Source organism: Bradyrhizobium sp. BLXBL-01, assembly GCF_051853025.1.
Classification (GTDB): domain Bacteria; phylum Pseudomonadota; class Alphaproteobacteria; order Rhizobiales; family Xanthobacteraceae; genus Bradyrhizobium.
Genome location: NZ_CP182471.1, coordinates 509,135 through 524,546, shown reverse-complemented (window position 1 = coordinate 524,546; position 15,412 = coordinate 509,135). Strand labels below are relative to the sequence as shown.

Here is a 15,412-nt window from a genome sequence, read left to right as displayed (position 1 = left end):
TTTCCTAAGGACGGCGGCGACCACAATAACACACGCCGCCGAGAGCAGCACTTTGCGTCGTCTGACGCAACCTGAAGCCACATGTCCGATTTTGGCCCGACTCGGACCTCCGGCGATGCTCGTTTGAGCGCTGCTTTCAGGAGCACAGCGGATATCAGGCCCGGCTGATCTGAGCCGCGCTTAGGACTTACAAGTACACGCCCCGGATTCCGTCACTTCGCAAACGACCGTGACGGCGGCAGGTGCAGTGCCCAGGCGTCGACCTTGTCGCTGGCGCGCGGATAGATCTCGGTGACGATCGGATCGTGGCCGGGGATGAATCGATCAGGGTGACCGGCGAGACGCTCGATCGTCTCCCAGCCTTGCGCCATGTCGCCGACATTGTAGACGATCGGGAATGGGCTGCGGCGCTGGAGATTGGCGTAGTAATGCGCGGCGTCGGAGGCCAGCACAACAGAGCCGCGCGCGGTCTCGACCTTCACCACCTGCAGGCCGTCGGAATGGCCGCCGACACGGTGCACGGTGACGCCGGGCGCGACCTCGCCGTCGCCCGAATAGAACGTGACACGCTCGCCATAGACATGGCGCACCATTTGCGTGACATGCTCGACCGAGAACGGGTGGCGCAGCAGGCCGTTGCACATGCAGCGCCCGGTCGCGTAGGCCATCTCGCGCTCCTGCAGATGGAAGCGCGCATTCGGGAAGCGGTCGAGATTACCGGCGTGGTCGTAATGCAGATGCGTCACGATGACGTCACGAATGGCTGACGCCGCGACGCCGAAACGCTCCAGCGCATCGACCGGATTGAGCGTGAGCTTGCGCGCCCGCGCGCTCGCCTCCTCGGCGTTGAAGCCGGTATCGACCAGAATGTCGCGGCCGTGGCCCCGAATCAGCCAGACGAAATAATCGAGGTCCTGCGCCGCGCTGTCATGCGGGTCGGGCGCGAGGAAGTTCATGTGGGGGGTGCGCGGCGACATCGTCGCGTAGCGCAGGGCGTAGATCTCGTAGACGTTTCCCATGGGTGTTGCTTTTTTCGCGTTGGATCTTCTGGAGCGATCGCGCCCACCAAGCCATCGCCGGCAGGAAAGGTCAAACGCGGCGGGTTGCGGCGGAGGCGGGCCTGCAATGTGAGATCGATCACGTCTTCATCGCCATGGTTGTCTTAACGTCCGCCGATCGCATCGAGATACCGAGGACTGTCATGACAACCCGTCTATTTTCGCTCGCGGCACGCCCGTCCGTTGCGGTCAATCATCAGATTAAGGTCGAATCTCCAAGTGGTTGACGCCCCCCGTCCCCGGTTTGATAATGGGGTAAGCGTAAGTTAAGGTCGCCGCGGCGCAAGCTGGAACGGCGCCTTTTTGGCTGGACCGCGCTGATTATGAAAATTCGCTTCTTTGTTCTCCTGTCCTTGCTCATCTCGCTCGTCCCGACTGCCCCCTCGCTTGCGGCCGGTGACCGTTTCGCGCTTGTCATTGGCAACGCCAAATATCCGGACGCGGATGCCCCGCTGAAGGAACCGATCAACGATGCGCGCGCCGTCGCCGACGAGCTCAAGCGCGACGGCTTTTCGGTCGAGCTCGGCGAGAACCTGACCGGCGACGCCATGCGCCGCGCCTTCGACAAGCTGTACGGCAAGATCAAGCCGGGCTCGGTCGCGCTGGTGTTCTTCTCGGGTTTCGGCATCCAGTCCGCGCGCCAGAGCTATCTGCTGCCGGTGGATGCGCAGATCTGGACCGAGTCCGACGTGCGCCGCGACGGCTTCAGCCTCGAGACCGTCCTCGGCGAGCTCAACACCCGCGGCGCCGGCGTCAAGATCGCGCTGATCGACGCGTCCAGGCGCAACCCGTTCGAGCGCCGGTTCCGCAGCTTCTCGGCCGGCCTGACCCCGGTGATCGCACCGAACGGCACGCTGGTGATGTACTCGGCGGCGCTGGCCTCGGTGGTCTCGGACGCCGGCGGCGACCGCAGCCTGTTCGTCCAGGAGCTGCTGAAGGAAATCCGCGTCCCCGACCTGATGGCCGAGGAGACGCTGAACCGCACCAAGATGGGCGTCACCCGGGCCTCGCGCGGCGAGCAGGTGCCGTGGATTTCCTCGTCATTGGCCGAAGATTTCTCGTTCATTCCCGGCGCCGGCGGATCGCGTCCGGCAACGCCGCCGCCGCCCGCGCCTCCCGCGCCGCCGCCGCCGCCGAAGCCGGCCGAGAGCGCTGCGGCCCCCGCTCCCGCGGCTCCGGCGCCTGCGGCTCCAGTCGCGGCGCCTGCACCGGCGCCCGCGCCTGCTCCCACGCCTGCTCCCACGCCGAGGCCGCAGATCGAGGCCGCCCTGCCCCCGCCGCCACCGCCGGTGAAGCCGGCTGATCCCGCTCCCGCGCCGAGCACGGACGGCGGGCCCAGTGCCGCCGCGCTGGCCGACGATCCCACGATCAAGAGCCTGACCGCCAAGATTGCCGCCAATCCTGACGACGTGAACGCGCTGTACCGGCGCGGCCAGGTCTATGCCAGCAAGGGCGCCTACTCGCTCGCCATCAAGGATTTCGACGACACCCTCCGGATCAATTCGAAGGACGTCGAGGCGCTGAACAACCGCTGCTGGACCCGCACCGTGGTCGGCGATCTCCAGGGCGCGCTGAAGGATTGCAACGAGGCGCTGCGGCTGCGGCCGAACTTCGTCGATGCACTGGACAGCCGCGGCCTCGTCAATCTCAAGTCGGGCGCGGTGAAGAATGCGATCGCCGATTTCGACGCGGCCCTGAAGATCAACCCGCGCCTGACCTCCTCGCTCTACGGACGGGGCCTTGCCAAGCAACGCAACGGCTCGGCCCAGGAAGGGGCGCTGGACATCGCCAATGCCAAGGCGATGGACCCGAACATCGTTCAGGAATTCGCAAGCTACGGAGTGCGTTAGTATTTTTTTGAGTTGGGCCCCGCCCAAGGCTCGAACCTTGAACAGCCCTGGGAAGACCAATGGGCGGATGCCGCAACAGGCCTTTTCGGGGGTGGGTTGCTTGAATTTGAGATCACGCGAGCTGGCTGCGCAGGAGGGACTGGCTATGAGATCGGCTGCAAAAGGGCTTACCGCGATTCTGTCCATCATCACCGTCGGCGTCGCGCTGTCGCTGCCGACCTCGGCCGCCTTTGCGGGCGATGACGGCAACAGCAAGAACGTCACCGAGGACGAGATCGTCCGCGCGCTGGCGCCGGCGCCGAAGAAGCCCCTGACCCGCGGCCTCTCTATCGGTCCGCAGACCGAATCCGCGCCGAACGCCGCGGAGACCAAGCTGCTGCAATCCGTGCGCGGCCGCTCGACGCGCTCGCTGTCGTCGACCGAGCGCGAGGAAATCGCCTCCGTCGCCAAGGACAAGCCGAACATCGATCTCGAGATCACGTTCGACTACAACTCCGCCAATATCAGCGCCAAGTCGATGCCCTCAGTGCAGGCGCTCGGCCGCGCGTTGACCAGCACCGACCTGAAGGGCTCGACCTTCGTGGTCGCGGGCCACACCGACGCCGCCGGCGGCGAAGCCTACAACCAGGATCTCTCGGAGCGTCGCGCGGACGCGATCAAGCGCTATCTGGTCGAGAAGTACAGCATCTCCGCCACCGACCTCGTCACCGTCGGCTACGGCAAGAGCAAGCTCAAGGACGCGAACCAGCCGCTGGCGGAGGTCAACCGCCGCGTGCAGGTCGTCAACATGGAAAACAAGACCACCGCATCGAAGTGAGCACGACGTATCCTTTGCAGTGACAAGTCGTGATGTGGTGTAAGGTCTCGCTTCCAAAGCGCGTCCCGCAGCCTTGCGGGACGCCGCTTCATTTCAGGGAAACGCTCCGTTTGGACCGCGCGCGGATGGCCGTGAGCCAGGTCAGGATGATCCGGCGATGAATTTGACTGAATATCTCAAGCCGGCCGGAACCGTGGCGTTCGTCGTCGTGCTCGGCATCGGCTATTATCTGTTCGAGCATCGCAAGCGTCCCGAGCCGAAGGAGACGCAAAGCGAGGCGCTCGTCATCGTGACGAAGTCGACCAATGCCTGCTTCTCCGATCTGGTGCGGGTGACCGGCTTCTTCGTGCCGCGCCGCGAGGCGGTGGTCGTGGCCGACCAGGAAGGCTCCAGGGTCACCGACCTCCTGGTCACCGAGGGCACGATCGTCGCCGACAACCAGGAGCTGGCGCGCCTGACTGCGCCGCCGCAGATTCCGGGCCAGCCGCAGCGGCCCGGCCCACAAGGCCCGATCTCGCTGAAGGCGCCCGCACCCGGCCTCGTCACCGAGGTCCGCACCATCGTCGGCGCGCCGGCCTCCCCGCAGGCCGGTCCGATGTTCCGCATCGCCGTCAACAACGAGATCGAGCTCGACGCCCAGGTCCCGGCGGTACACATGTCCAAGCTCACCTCCGGCGCCACCGTGCGCATCAGCCGCGACGACGCACCGGATCTGATCGGGCGGGTCCGGCTGGTTGCCCCCGAGATCGACCGCACCACGCAGCTCGGCCGGGTCCGCATCAGCGTCACCAACAATCCGTCGCTCAAGGTCGGCGTGTTCGCGCGCGCCTCGATCGACGCCAAGCGAAGCTGCGGCGTCTCGATCCCCAAGACCGCCATCGATCACCTCACGGTGCAGGTCGTCAAAGGCAACATCGTCGAGACACGCAAGGTGCGGGTCGGATTGTCGTCCGACAGCGCGACGGAAATCCTGGAAGGGCTCGAGGTCGGCGAAATCGTCGTGGCCGACGCCGGCTCTTCGCTCCATGACGGCGACCAGATCAAGACCATGTTCGCCGATGAACTCGATCGCACGCGGGTACGCTGATGGCTCTCAATATCTCGGCATGGTCGATCCGTCATCCGCTGCCGTCGGTCGTCTTCTCGATCATCCTGCTGGTGCTGGGCTGGGTGTCCTTCACCAAGCTCGCGATCACAAGGCTGCCCTCGGCCGACATTCCCGTGATCTCGGTCGCGGTGTCGCAGTTCGGCGCAGCGCCGGCCGAGCTCGAATCCCAGGTCACCAAGACGGTTGAAGACGCCGTCTCCGGCGTCGAGGGCGTCAGGCACATCACCTCCTCGATCACCGACGGCCTGTCGGTCACCACGATCCAATTCGCGCTCGAGACCAACACCGACCGCGCGCTCAACGACGTCAAGGACGCGGTGACGCGCGTGCGCTCCAACCTGCCGCAGAACGTCACCGAGCCGCTGATCCAGCGCGTCGACGTCATCGGCCTGCCGATCGTGACCTATGCCGCGATCTCGCCCGGCAAGACGCCGGAGCAGCTCTCCTATTTCGTCGACGACGTGGTCAAGCGCGCGCTGCAAGGCGTGCGCGGCGTCGCCCAGGTCGAGCGCATCGGCGGTGTCGAGCGCGAGATCCTGGTCTCGCTGGATCCCGATCGCCTGCAGGCGATGGGCCTGACCGCGGTCAATGTCAGCCAGAGCCTGCGCGGCACCAATGTCGACGTCGCCGGCGGCCGCGCCGAGATCGGCAAGAACGACCAGGCGATCCGCACGCTCGCCGGCGCCAAGACGCTGGGCGATCTCGCCGGCACCATGATCCCGCTGTTCGGCGGCGGCGAGGTCCGGCTCGACGATCTCGGCACCGTCACCGACACCATCGCCGACCGCCGCACCTTCGCCCGCTTCAACGGCGAGCCGGTGGTCGCGCTCGGCATCAAGCGCTCCAAGGGCGCCAGCGACGTCAAGGTCGCCGAGGCCGTGCAGAAGCGCATCGACGCGCTGAAAGCCGCCTATCCCGAGGTCGACCTGAAGCTGATCGACACCTCGGTGGAATACACCAAGGGCAATTACCACGCGGCGATCTCGACCTTGTTCGAAGGCGCGATCCTCGCCGTCATCATCGTGCTGCTGTTCCTGCGCGACCTGCGCGCCACCATCATCGCCGCGATCTCGCTGCCGCTGTCGATCTTCCCGGCGTTCTGGGCGATGGACCTGCTCGGCTTCTCGCTGAATCTCGTCAGCTTCCTCGCCATCACGCTCTCGACGGGCATTCTCGTCGACGACGCCATCGTCGAGATCGAGAACATCGTCCGGCACATGAACATGGGCAAGTCGCCCTACCGGGCCGCGCTCGAGGCCGCCGACGAGATCGGCCTCGCCGTCATCGCGATCTCCCTGACCATCATCGCCATCTTCGCACCGGCGAGCTTCATGTCGGGCATTGCCGGACAGTTCTTCAAGCAGTTCGGCATCACCGTCTCGGTGCAGGTGTTCTTCTCGCTGCTCGCCGCGCGCTTCGTCACGCCGGTGCTGGCCGCCTATTTCCTCAAGCACAGTACGCATGAGGAGCCACCGCCCGGCCGCATCCTGCGGTCCTATCATGGCATCGTCGCCTGGTCGGTGCGGCACTATTTCATCACGGTGCTGATCGGCCTCGGCATCTTCGCGGCCTCGATCTGGAGCATCACGCTGCTGCCGCAGGGCTTCCTGCCGGCCCAGGACAGCGCGCGATCCCTGCTTGCGCTCGAGCTGCCGCCGGGCACCCAGCTCGCCTACACCGAGAAGGTCACCGAGGACATCGTCGCGCGCCTGCGCAAGCGGCCCGAGGTCAAGAGCATCTTCGTCGATGGCGGGCGCGTTCCGCCGGGCACCCAGGAAGTCCGGCGCGCCGCCCTGATCATCAATTACACGCCCAAGGACAGCCGCGACATCACCCAGCGCGAGCTCGAATTCTCGATCAGCCAGGAGTTGGAGAACGTTCCCGATATCCGCTTCTGGTTCCTGGACGAGAACGGCCTGCGCGCGATCTCGCTGGTGGTGACCGGCGTCGATCCCAACATCGTCAACAACGTCGCGAGCGAGCTTGCGACGCAGATGAAGCGCATTCCCACCATCGCCAACGTCATCTCCGAGACCTCGCTGGAGCGCCCCGAGCTGCGCATCGAGCCGCGCGCCGATCTCGCCGCACGGCTCGGCGTCTCCACCGAAAGCCTGTCGCAGACCATCCGTGTCGCCACCATCGGCGACGTCGGACCGGCGCTCGCCAAGTTCGACGTCGGCGACCGCCTGGTGCCGATCCGCGTGCAGCTCGAGGATGCCGCCCGCGGCAATCTGAAGACGCTGGAGCAACTCCGCGTGCCGCTCGGCGAGCGCGGCGAGAAGGGCGGCGTGCCGCTCTCGGTCATCGCCGACGTCAAGCTCGACCAGGGTCCGACCAGCATCGGCCGCTACGATCGTGAACGGCAGGCGACCGTTGCCGCCGACCTCGTCGGCTCCGCCGCGCTCGGCGACGCCACCAAGAAGATCTACGAGCTGCCTGTCATGAAGACCCTGCCGAAGGGCGTGAAGGTCTCGCCCTCGGGCGATGCCGAAAGCCTGAACGAATTGTCGGAGGGTTTTGCGACCGCCATCACGGCGGGGCTGATGATGGTCTACGCGGTGCTGGTGCTGCTGTTCGGCACCTTCCTGCAGCCTATCACCATCCTGTTCTCGCTGCCGCTCTCGATCGGCGGCGCGATCGCGGCCCTGCTCGTCACCGGCAAGCAGCTCACCACGCCGGTTTGGATCGGCATCCTGATGCTGATGGGCATCGTCACCAAGAACGCGATCATGCTGGTGGAATTCGCGATCGAATCGATCCACGCCGGCAAGCCGCGCGAAGAGGCCATGATCGACGCCGGCATGAAGCGCGCCCGCCCGATCGTGATGACCACGATCGCGATGGCCGCGGGCATGATGCCGAGCGCGCTCGCCGTCGGCGCCGGCGGCGAGTTCCGCTCGCCGATGGCGCTTGCGGTGATCGGCGGCCTGATCTTCTCGACCATCCTGTCGCTGGTGTTCGTGCCCGCGATGTTCATGGTGATGGACGATTTCGGCGCCCTGATCTGGCGCTTCGCCAAGCGGCTGATCGTGCACAGCGAGGACGCGGAGGTTGCCTCTCATCAGGAGCCAACACCGGCCCACGCGGCATCGGCACCGAAGAGCGTCGCGCGTCCAGCGGCGGAGTAGGCTTACGAAGCGTGCTCGTAAGCCCTACTCGTTCCGCGCGATCGCGGTCAGCTTGGTCATGTTCCGAAGCAGGATCCGGCCGCGCTGGAGATCGAGGATCGCGTCCTTGCGCCAGGCCTGGAGCTGGCGGTTGACGCTTTCGCGGGCGGCGCCGACGAAGACGCCGAGCTGCTCCTGCGAGATGTGGACCTCGGAGCCGAAATCGGCCGCGAGCGCGCACAGCCGCCGCGCCAGCCGCACCGGCAGCGGCTGTAGCATGGATTCTTCCATGCGCTCGCTCTGCCATCGAATGCGCTGGCACAGCAGCGCGATGATCTTGATCGCGACCTTGGGCTCGCGCTCGAGGAAGCCGAGGAAGTCTTCGCGCCGCAGCACGAACAATTCGCTGGCTTCGCCCGCGGTCGCGTCCGCCGTGCGGTTCTGGCCGTCCAGCACCGCGACCTCGCCGAACAGGTCGCCCGGCCCCATGAAGTTCAGCGTCAGCCGGCTGCCGTCGGAGGCGCCGGTTTCGATGCGGACCTGGCCGCGGCGCACGCCGAACAGCGCGTTCCCGGGATCGCCCTTCTGGAACAGCACCTCGCCGCTGGCCAAATGCTGGGTGTGGCAGAGATTGGACAGCCGCTGGAGCTCGTCCGCGCCGAGATCGGCGAACATCGGGTTCATCTTCAGGATGACCGCAAATTCGGCCTGCTTGCTCATTTCAATGTCCTTGTGAACGTCCTGGTCATCGTTCTCGGCAAATCGCTTGAAACCATCGACTTCAGGATCGCGTAAAACCGCGCCGGAGAAGTGTGTCATAAGTCACATAACTTTGCAGCACCCCCCGACTATTTTTACGCGCTTGGAGCCGCTTCCCGTCCGGGGATAAACTCTGGGCGCAAAGGACGGGTGATCTGCCGGTTCGACGCGGATTGTCCGTCGCTTGGAAAGTCGACATGAGAGCATTGAAATTCGTCGGCGGGGCTTTGGCCGCCGTCATGGTCGTGATCGCACTTCTGCTCGTGGTCGGGATCCCCTCGGGCTTCCTGACCTCGACGATCGCCTCGCGCCTCGAGAGTGCGACCGGCTATCGCCTGTCGATCGACGGCACCACCAAGATCAGCCTGTGGCCGACGCTGAACGTCACGCTGAACGACCTCACGCTGGCCGACCCTAAGGACCGCAGCGGCATCACGCGCCTCACAATCGACCGCGTACAGGCCGACATGTCGCTCGCCAGCATATGGTCAGGCAAGCCTGAGATCAGCGAGTTCGTCGTCACCCATCCCGTGCTCTACCAGCCGCTGCTCCGCGAACGCCTGCCGAATGCAACCGCGCCTTCGAAGCCGCTCGCGCTCGACACCAGCGGCGCCACCATCGAGCGCATCAGGATCACCGACGGCGAAGTCGCATTCTCGCGCCTGCGCGACCGTGTCGAGAGCCGCATCAGCGCAATCAACGCCGACGCCGTCATGGACCGCGACCGCAAGGTCAATATCACCGGCACTGCGCGCGTCGGCGAGCATCCGACCAAGTTCGACATCAAGGCGGCCACACCGGCCTCCTCGGTGCCGGTGGATTTCGCCATCGACATGCCCAGCGTGCTGAAATCCCAGCTCACCGGTCACGCCGAGATGCGGCTCAACGGCAATGTCGTGATGATCAACGGCGTGAACGGCAGGCTCGGCGACGGCGCCTTCAACGGCTGGGCTTCGGTCGACATCGCAAGCAAGCCGCTGGTCAAGGTCGACCTCGACTTCCAGCGGCTGACCATGCCACTGGCGAAATCGCCGGAGGGCGCGTCCGGGCAGCCCTGGAGCAATGCGCCGATCGACGTGTCCGGGCTCAATTACGTCGATGCGCAGGTGCGGATCTCCGCGAGCGAGGCCGTGATCGGCGATGCGCGCATTGCGCCGCTGGCGCTCGATGCCAAGCTCGCGGGCGGCGTGCTGAAGGCCGGCACGGCCAATCTCGGCGCCTATGGCGGCCAGGTCTCGGGCGAGGTGATCCTGGACGCGACCACCGGCGCGCCGAGCTTTGCCATGCATTCCGACCTCGTCGGCGTGCGCGCGCTGCCGCTGCTCCAGAGCCTTGCCGAGTTCGACCGCATCGACGGCAAGCTGCAGGCCAAGCTCGCCTTGCGCAGCGCCGGCAACAGCCAGCGCGCGCTGATGGCAAACATGCAGGGAACGGCCTTCGTCAATTTCCAGGACGGCGCCATCCGCGGCATCAATGTCGCGCAGATGATCCGCTCGCTGACGACGGGCACGCTGTCCGGCTGGCAAGACAACCAGAACAGCAGCCAGAACAGCAACCAGGAGCAGAGCACGGATCTGTCGCAGCTCTCGGCCTCCTTCCGCATCGACAAGGGCCAGGCCGTGACGACCGACCTCAACCTGATCGGGCCGCTGGTGCGCGTCACCGGCGCCGGCACCATCGCCCTCGACACCGAGATGATGGGCTTTCGCGTCGAGCCGAAGCTCGTGATGACGACCGAAGGCCAGGGCCGCGCCAACGAGCCGGTCGGCTTCGGCATTCCCGTGATGATCCAGGGCTCCTGGTCGCAACCGCGGATCTACCCTGACATGGCCGGCATGCTGGACAATCCGGACGCCGCCTATGCCAAGCTGCGCGAGATGGGCAAGGGCCTGTTCGGCCCCGACGGCGCCGGGCTCGGCAACATCCTCGGCAGCCTCGGTCTTGGTGGCACCGCCGCGCCGGGCGGCGGCAATGCAACCGGCAATGCCAATCCGCAAGGTCAGCAACCGGGGCAGAACAATCTGCTCGGCGGCCCGCTCGGGGAGGCGATCGGCAATCTGATTCAGCAGGGACTCTCCAGCGGCGCGGGAAGCGGCACTGGCACCAGCCGCAGCCGCAGCCTGCCGGCAACGCCCTCCACGCCGGCGCCGCAGGCCTCCCCTACGGCTCCCGCCCTGGAGGACCCGCCGGTCGCGCAGCAGGACAGTCAGCCAATGAACGACGTGCTGCGGCAGCTCTTCAATCGATAAGCTCCCTCGTTCGAACGGATCGGGCTGCGACAATCGCCGCCGGTCCACCTGCCCAGGAGTCCAACTGGGGGTAACCACACCGGCCGGTCCGCCGGCTGCGTGACGGCCCTTCGGTCCAAATTGTGGTAGAACGGCTTGGAAGGGCCTGTACGGCCCGTAGCGCGCAGCGTCAGTGGCCGCGCGAGAGGATCGGGATGGCAGGAGCGAACGACAAGACACGATCTCTGCGCGAGGGCCTGTTCGCCAAATACGTCGTCTCCCTCGTCGGCCTCGTCGTGTTCGTCCTCGCAGTCAACGGCGCGATGGAGACCTGGATCTCCTATCGCGCCACACGGACCCAGCTGACCGACGGGCTGGAGGACAAGGCGCAAGGCGCCGCCCGGCGCATCGAGCAGGCGATTTCCGAGCTCGACCGCCAGATCAGCTGGGTGACGCGGGCGAGCCAGGACACGCTGGAGAAGCGCCGCGCCGACTACGCCTCGCTGCTGCACCAGGTCTCGGTCGTCAACCAGCTGTTCCAGCTCAACGGCGACGGCCGCGAGGTGCTGCGCGTCTCCCGGCAATCGACCACGACCGGCGGCAACGCCGACCTCTCCCGCGACATGCGCTTCACCGAGGCCGTCGCCCGCGGCGTCACCTACGCGCCGGCCTGGTTCGCCGACCGGACGCCGTTGATGTCGATCTCGGTGGCGCATTCCGGCTTCAATGCCGGCGTCACCGTGGCCGAGATCGACCTCAGCTTCCTCTCCGACTTCCTGTCCGACGCCCAGGTCGGCAAGGCCGCCTTCGCCTATGTCGTCGATCCGCGCGGCCGGGTGCTGGCGACGTCATCGAAGGGGCCCGAGATCGGCGCGGACCTCTCCAAGCTGCCGCAGGTGGCGGCCGCGATTGCGCCCGGTCACGAAGCCGACACGTCGGGCACCGACTTCAACGGCCATGCGGTGATGAGCGCCGCGAGCCTCGTGCCGAAGCTCGGCTGGAGCGTGCTGTTCGAGCAGCCGACCACGCAGGCCCTGATGCCGATCCGCGACCAGCTGGTGCGCATCGCGCTGCTGATCGGCATGGGCCTGATGGTCGCGATCCTCGCCGGCACGCTGCTCGCCCGCCGCATGATCATCCCGATCACGGCGTTGCGCGACGGCGCGCAACTGCTCGGCGCCGGCGATTTCAGCCACCGCATCGACGTGCACACCTCCGACGAGCTGGAAGACCTCGCCGGGCAGTTCAATCGCATGGCCGACCAGATCCAGGAGACCTATTCGAATCTGGAGACCAAGGTCGAGGAGCGCACCCGCGATCTCGCGCAATCGATCCACGAGCTGAAGGTGCTCGAGGAGGTCGGCCGCGCGGTGGCCTCCTCGCTCGATCTCAACGCGGTGCTCGCGACCATCGCCGCCCGCGCGATCGAGATCACCCATGCCGATGCGGTGCTGATCTACGGCTTCGACGCCGAGGCGCGCCGCTTCAACCTGGTCGAAGCCAACGGCATCGACACATCCGCCGACGGCGCGCATGTCACCATCGCGCAAGGCGGCAACATCCTGAGCGATGCCGCCGACAGCGGCGAGCCGATCGCGCTGGCCGAACTCGGCGATGCCGCCGAGCAGCCGCTGCGCGAGGTCGCGCTCGCGGCGGGCTTCAACTCGGTATTGGTGGTGCCGCTGATCGACCAGCAGGGCACGCTGGGCTCGCTCGTGGTGCTGCGCCGTGCCGCCGGCGCGTTCGCGCCCAGCATCATCGGCCTGATGCGCACCTTCGCCAACCAGGCCGTGCTGGCGATGCGCAATGCGCGCCTGTTCACCGAGGTCGACCACAAGAGCCACGCGCTGGAAGCGGCGAACACGACGGTGCGCGCCCAGGCCGACAAGCTCCGCGAGCAGACCGAGCAGCTCAAGGACTGGAACAAGTCGCTGGAGGAGCGCGTCAGGACCCAGCTCGGCGAGATCGAGCGCATCCGCAAGCTCGAGCGTTTCCTGGCGCCGCAGGTGGCGCAGCTGATCGCCTCCTCCGACAGCCCCGAGGGGCTGCTGACAAGCCAGCGCCGCGAGGTCACGGTCGTGTTCTGCGACCTGCGCGGCTTCACCGCGTTCACGGAAGCGACCGAGCCGGAAGAGGCGATGAACGTGCTGCGCGAATATCACGCCGCACTCGGCCAGCTGATCTTCAAGTACGAGGGCACGCTCGACAAATATGCCGGCGACGGCGTGATGATCCTGTTCAACGCGCCGATCCAGTTCGAGGACCACACCAAGCGCGCGGTGAAGATGGCGGTGGAGATGCGCGACACCATCGGCCCCTTGACCGAGCGCTGGCGCAACCGCGGTCACAGCCTCGGCTTCGGCATCGGCGTCGCGCTCGGCTATGCCACGCTGGGCCAGGTCGGCTTCGAGCAGCGGCTGGAATATGCCGCGATCGGCAGCGTCACCAACCTCGCCTCCCGCCTCTGCAGCGAGGCCAAGCCGAACCAGATCGTGGTCAGCCGCCGCGTCTACGGCATGGTCGAGCCCTGGGTCGAGGCCCGCGCCCTCGACGACCTCCAGCTCAAGGGCTTCAATCACCCCGTGCTGGCGATGGAGATCCTGAGCTGGCGCGAGGAGGTGGAGAATGTGGTGGATGCCGCGGCGGTGCGGCGGAGAGGGTAGCCGAACCAAAAAGTGCGAAAACAACCCCATGCACAGTAGGCAGGGGCTGCGAAATCAATGACTTACGGCAGGCCCTGCGCGAGCCCACGCGATTTGCCCCGTCAGTCGAAAACACCGGCAGATTGGCAGCATCCCCGGACGCCTCCCACGAACCACTTCCCTCCTCCCCGCGACCAACCATCGCCTCAACGGCGAGGTTGTTTCTGGGAGACGACCGGTGACGCTTACCCTGCCTTCGCGTGCCTATGACTTGCAGATGCTGGACCGGCCCGCGGATCGCGCGCGCGATCAGGGCTGGGTGTTTGGGCTGCCGCCGGGTATTGCATCCGAGCAATGGCCGCTCGATCCCGTCACCGGTTATCCCTTGATGCATGGCTTCACGCTGTTGCTGCCGGAGGATTATCGGGTGCATGGCGATGACATCGTCGCATTGTCGTTCTTCGCGACGGCGCCCGATCACAATGACGGCGGCGCGCCCGACGATCCCGAGATTCGCGAGGCGGTGCTGGCACGGCCATCGCATCCGCGCCTGTCGCGCATGACCGACATTCTCGACTATTCCTATGCCGCGCTGCTGCTGACGCGGGCCGAATATGACGGCGCATTCGCCGCGCCGCCGGCGCCGCTTGCGCTGGCAACGGTGGAGCGGCCGCGCTGGCTCGATGTCGGCGGCGCCAGCGCCTTCTTCGAGGCCGCGCCGGCCTACGCCAAGAAGATGTTTGCGGCCCCGCCGCGTGCCGATCTCGGCGAAACGCGCGCGATCGCGCTGTCGCCGCGCGCTGATGATCCCAACGCCGGCAAGGGCCCGCAGGACGAGTACGTGCGCGAAAATCCGCCGACCGGCTATCAGCCTTACTATTACTATGTCGGCGGCAAGCCGGGCCGCGACAATTTCCGCCTGCACGATTGGGCTAGGGATCACGCCCACAACCATCTCGGCGGCACCATGCGGCCCTGCCAGGCCGTGCCGGAGTTGAGCCCGTTCTACATCGAGTTCGAGGAGTATTTCGGCGGCTACAATTTCGGCGGCGGCAACGCGCAGCTGGACTTCAAGGACATGAAGTTCGACTGGGCGTGCGGATGAGAGCACACAGTCCACAAGAATCCAGACTTGGCGATGATACGAGTGTTCACGGCGTCACGCCGAGAAATGGATTGACGATCACGAGCCCGCCGATGCTGCGGCCGTGCTGAAGGTCTTCGCTATAAAGCGTATCGCAGCTGGCCTCGATCGCCGCAGCAACGATCAGCGCGTCATAGTAGGAGAAGCCGTGATCCCGTGCGAGCGCAAGCGCCGCGCGGGTGGTCGCGGCGGTCAGCGGCAGAGCGGGATCGAGCGCGGCATCGACGTCGTCGAGAACGAGCTCGATGTCGCGCCAGCTTCGATTGTCCTTCTTGCGCAGCACATTGATCAGCTCGTTCAGAACCTGCACGCTAATCGTACCGCCCCGGGCGATGAGATCGCGCGAGATGGTCGCCTTGGAGCCGGATTGCTGGGCGTAGACGAGGATGTTGGTATCGATGAAGGCAGTCACCGCTCGTTCGCCTCGTCGCGATCGAACTTCCAGCCGGCGGGCAAGGCCGGCCAGTTGCGCGCCTCCATGTTCTCGATCGCGCGCCGACGCCGCTCCTCCTTGGTCTCGATTTCGATCGTGCCTTTGCGGGCGGCCACGACATCGATTTCGTCGCCCTCCTTGAGGCCGAGTTCATCAACTAGCGCTTTGGGCAGGCGGATGGCGAGGCTGTTGCCCCATTTGGAGACCTGCACGGTATCCTCCAAGATATACATTTGATAATGTATATCTTAGCGTGGATATCATTC

General features: G+C 66.0%; 11 protein-coding genes. 7 read left to right on the top strand and 4 right to left on the bottom strand.

From position 1 onward, the window contains the following. Positions 1 to 212: 212 nt before the first annotated feature. Positions 213 to 1,019 (bottom strand): N-acyl homoserine lactonase family protein, encoded by an 807-nt coding sequence (locus ACNJYA_RS02485; protein WP_439401968.1) that lies wholly within the window; start codon positions 1,017 to 1,019, stop codon positions 213 to 215. A 362-nt stretch (positions 1,020 to 1,381) separates the two neighbouring features. Here ACNJYA_RS02485 and ACNJYA_RS02480 point away from each other — a divergent pair, with 362 nt between their 5' ends. The 4 genes from ACNJYA_RS02480 to ACNJYA_RS02465 all read left to right on the top strand — a co-directional run bounded on the left by ACNJYA_RS02480 (position 1,382) and on the right by ACNJYA_RS02465 (position 7,961). Next, entirely contained in the window at positions 1,382 to 2,908 is a 1,527-nt protein-coding gene (locus ACNJYA_RS02480; RefSeq protein WP_439401967.1) for a caspase family protein, read from the top strand. A 145-nt stretch (positions 2,909 to 3,053) separates the two neighbouring features. Further along, positions 3,054 to 3,725: an OmpA family protein gene (locus ACNJYA_RS02475; RefSeq protein ID WP_439365225.1), complete on the top strand. Its 672-nt coding sequence runs from the start codon at positions 3,054 to 3,056 to the stop codon at positions 3,723 to 3,725. A 157-nt stretch (positions 3,726 to 3,882) separates the two neighbouring features. Next, positions 3,883 to 4,812, top strand: coding sequence for an efflux RND transporter periplasmic adaptor subunit (locus tag ACNJYA_RS02470; RefSeq protein ID WP_172789298.1), 930 nt, complete (start codon positions 3,883 to 3,885; stop codon positions 4,810 to 4,812). Beyond that, positions 4,812 to 7,961: an efflux RND transporter permease subunit gene (locus ACNJYA_RS02465; protein ID WP_439365224.1), complete on the top strand. Its 3,150-nt coding sequence runs from the start codon at positions 4,812 to 4,814 to the stop codon at positions 7,959 to 7,961. Before ACNJYA_RS02470 ends, ACNJYA_RS02465 begins: the two co-directional genes overlap by 1 nt. A gap of 24 nt (positions 7,962 to 7,985) precedes the next feature. On the opposite strand, the gene ACNJYA_RS02460 is transcribed toward ACNJYA_RS02465, so the two are convergent. Then, entirely contained in the window at positions 7,986 to 8,660 is a 675-nt protein-coding gene (locus ACNJYA_RS02460) for a Crp/Fnr family transcriptional regulator (protein WP_172789300.1), read from the bottom strand. 236 nt (positions 8,661 to 8,896) lie between these two features. Here ACNJYA_RS02460 and ACNJYA_RS02455 point away from each other — a divergent pair, with 236 nt between their 5' ends. The 3 genes from ACNJYA_RS02455 (at position 8,897) to ACNJYA_RS02445 (ending at position 14,674) form a co-directional block, all read left to right on the top strand. Next, positions 8,897 to 10,948 carry an AsmA family protein gene (locus tag ACNJYA_RS02455; protein WP_439365223.1) on the top strand — a complete coding sequence of 684 codons (2,052 nt, stop codon included), beginning with the start codon at positions 8,897 to 8,899 and terminating at the stop codon, positions 10,946 to 10,948. A gap of 194 nt (positions 10,949 to 11,142) precedes the next feature. After that, entirely contained in the window at positions 11,143 to 13,590 is a 2,448-nt protein-coding gene (locus tag ACNJYA_RS02450; RefSeq protein WP_439365222.1) for an adenylate/guanylate cyclase domain-containing protein, read from the top strand. A 217-nt stretch (positions 13,591 to 13,807) separates the two neighbouring features. Further along, on the top strand, positions 13,808 to 14,674 hold the full coding sequence (locus tag ACNJYA_RS02445) for a hypothetical protein (protein WP_439401966.1): 867 nt from the start codon (positions 13,808 to 13,810) through the stop codon (positions 14,672 to 14,674). A gap of 46 nt (positions 14,675 to 14,720) precedes the next feature. Here the strand turns inward: ACNJYA_RS02445 and ACNJYA_RS02440 are convergent, their stop codons facing one another. Then, positions 14,721 to 15,125 carry a PIN domain-containing protein gene (locus ACNJYA_RS02440; protein WP_439401965.1) on the bottom strand — a complete coding sequence of 135 codons (405 nt, stop codon included), beginning with the start codon at positions 15,123 to 15,125 and terminating at the stop codon, positions 14,721 to 14,723. After that, on the bottom strand, positions 15,122 to 15,358 hold the full coding sequence (locus tag ACNJYA_RS02435) for an AbrB/MazE/SpoVT family DNA-binding domain-containing protein (protein WP_197964044.1): 237 nt from the start codon (positions 15,356 to 15,358) through the stop codon (positions 15,122 to 15,124). The genes ACNJYA_RS02440 and ACNJYA_RS02435 overlap by 4 nt, the downstream gene beginning before the upstream one ends. Between the last annotated feature and the right edge of the window lie 54 nt (positions 15,359 to 15,412).

Excerpts from the sequence above, each read along its gene's own strand:
- ACNJYA_RS02475 (WP_439365225.1), top strand. The coding sequence starts at position 3,054 with ATGAGATCGGCTGCAAAAGGGCTTACCGCGATTCTGTCCATCATCACC.
- ACNJYA_RS02480 (WP_439401967.1), top strand. The coding sequence starts at position 1,382 with ATGAAAATTCGCTTCTTTGTTCTCCTGTCCTTGCTCATCTCGCTCGTC.
- ACNJYA_RS02455 (WP_439365223.1), top strand. The coding sequence starts at position 8,897 with ATGAGAGCATTGAAATTCGTCGGCGGGGCTTTGGCCGCCGTCATGGTC.
- ACNJYA_RS02470 (WP_172789298.1), top strand. The coding sequence starts at position 3,883 with ATGAATTTGACTGAATATCTCAAGCCGGCCGGAACCGTGGCGTTCGTC.
- ACNJYA_RS02450 (WP_439365222.1), top strand. The coding sequence starts at position 11,143 with ATGGCAGGAGCGAACGACAAGACACGATCTCTGCGCGAGGGCCTGTTC.
- ACNJYA_RS02485 (WP_439401968.1), bottom strand. The coding sequence starts at position 1,019 with ATGGGAAACGTCTACGAGATCTACGCCCTGCGCTACGCGACGATGTCG.
- ACNJYA_RS02465 (WP_439365224.1), top strand. The coding sequence starts at position 4,812 with ATGGCTCTCAATATCTCGGCATGGTCGATCCGTCATCCGCTGCCGTCG.
- ACNJYA_RS02460 (WP_172789300.1), bottom strand. The coding sequence starts at position 8,660 with ATGAGCAAGCAGGCCGAATTTGCGGTCATCCTGAAGATGAACCCGATG.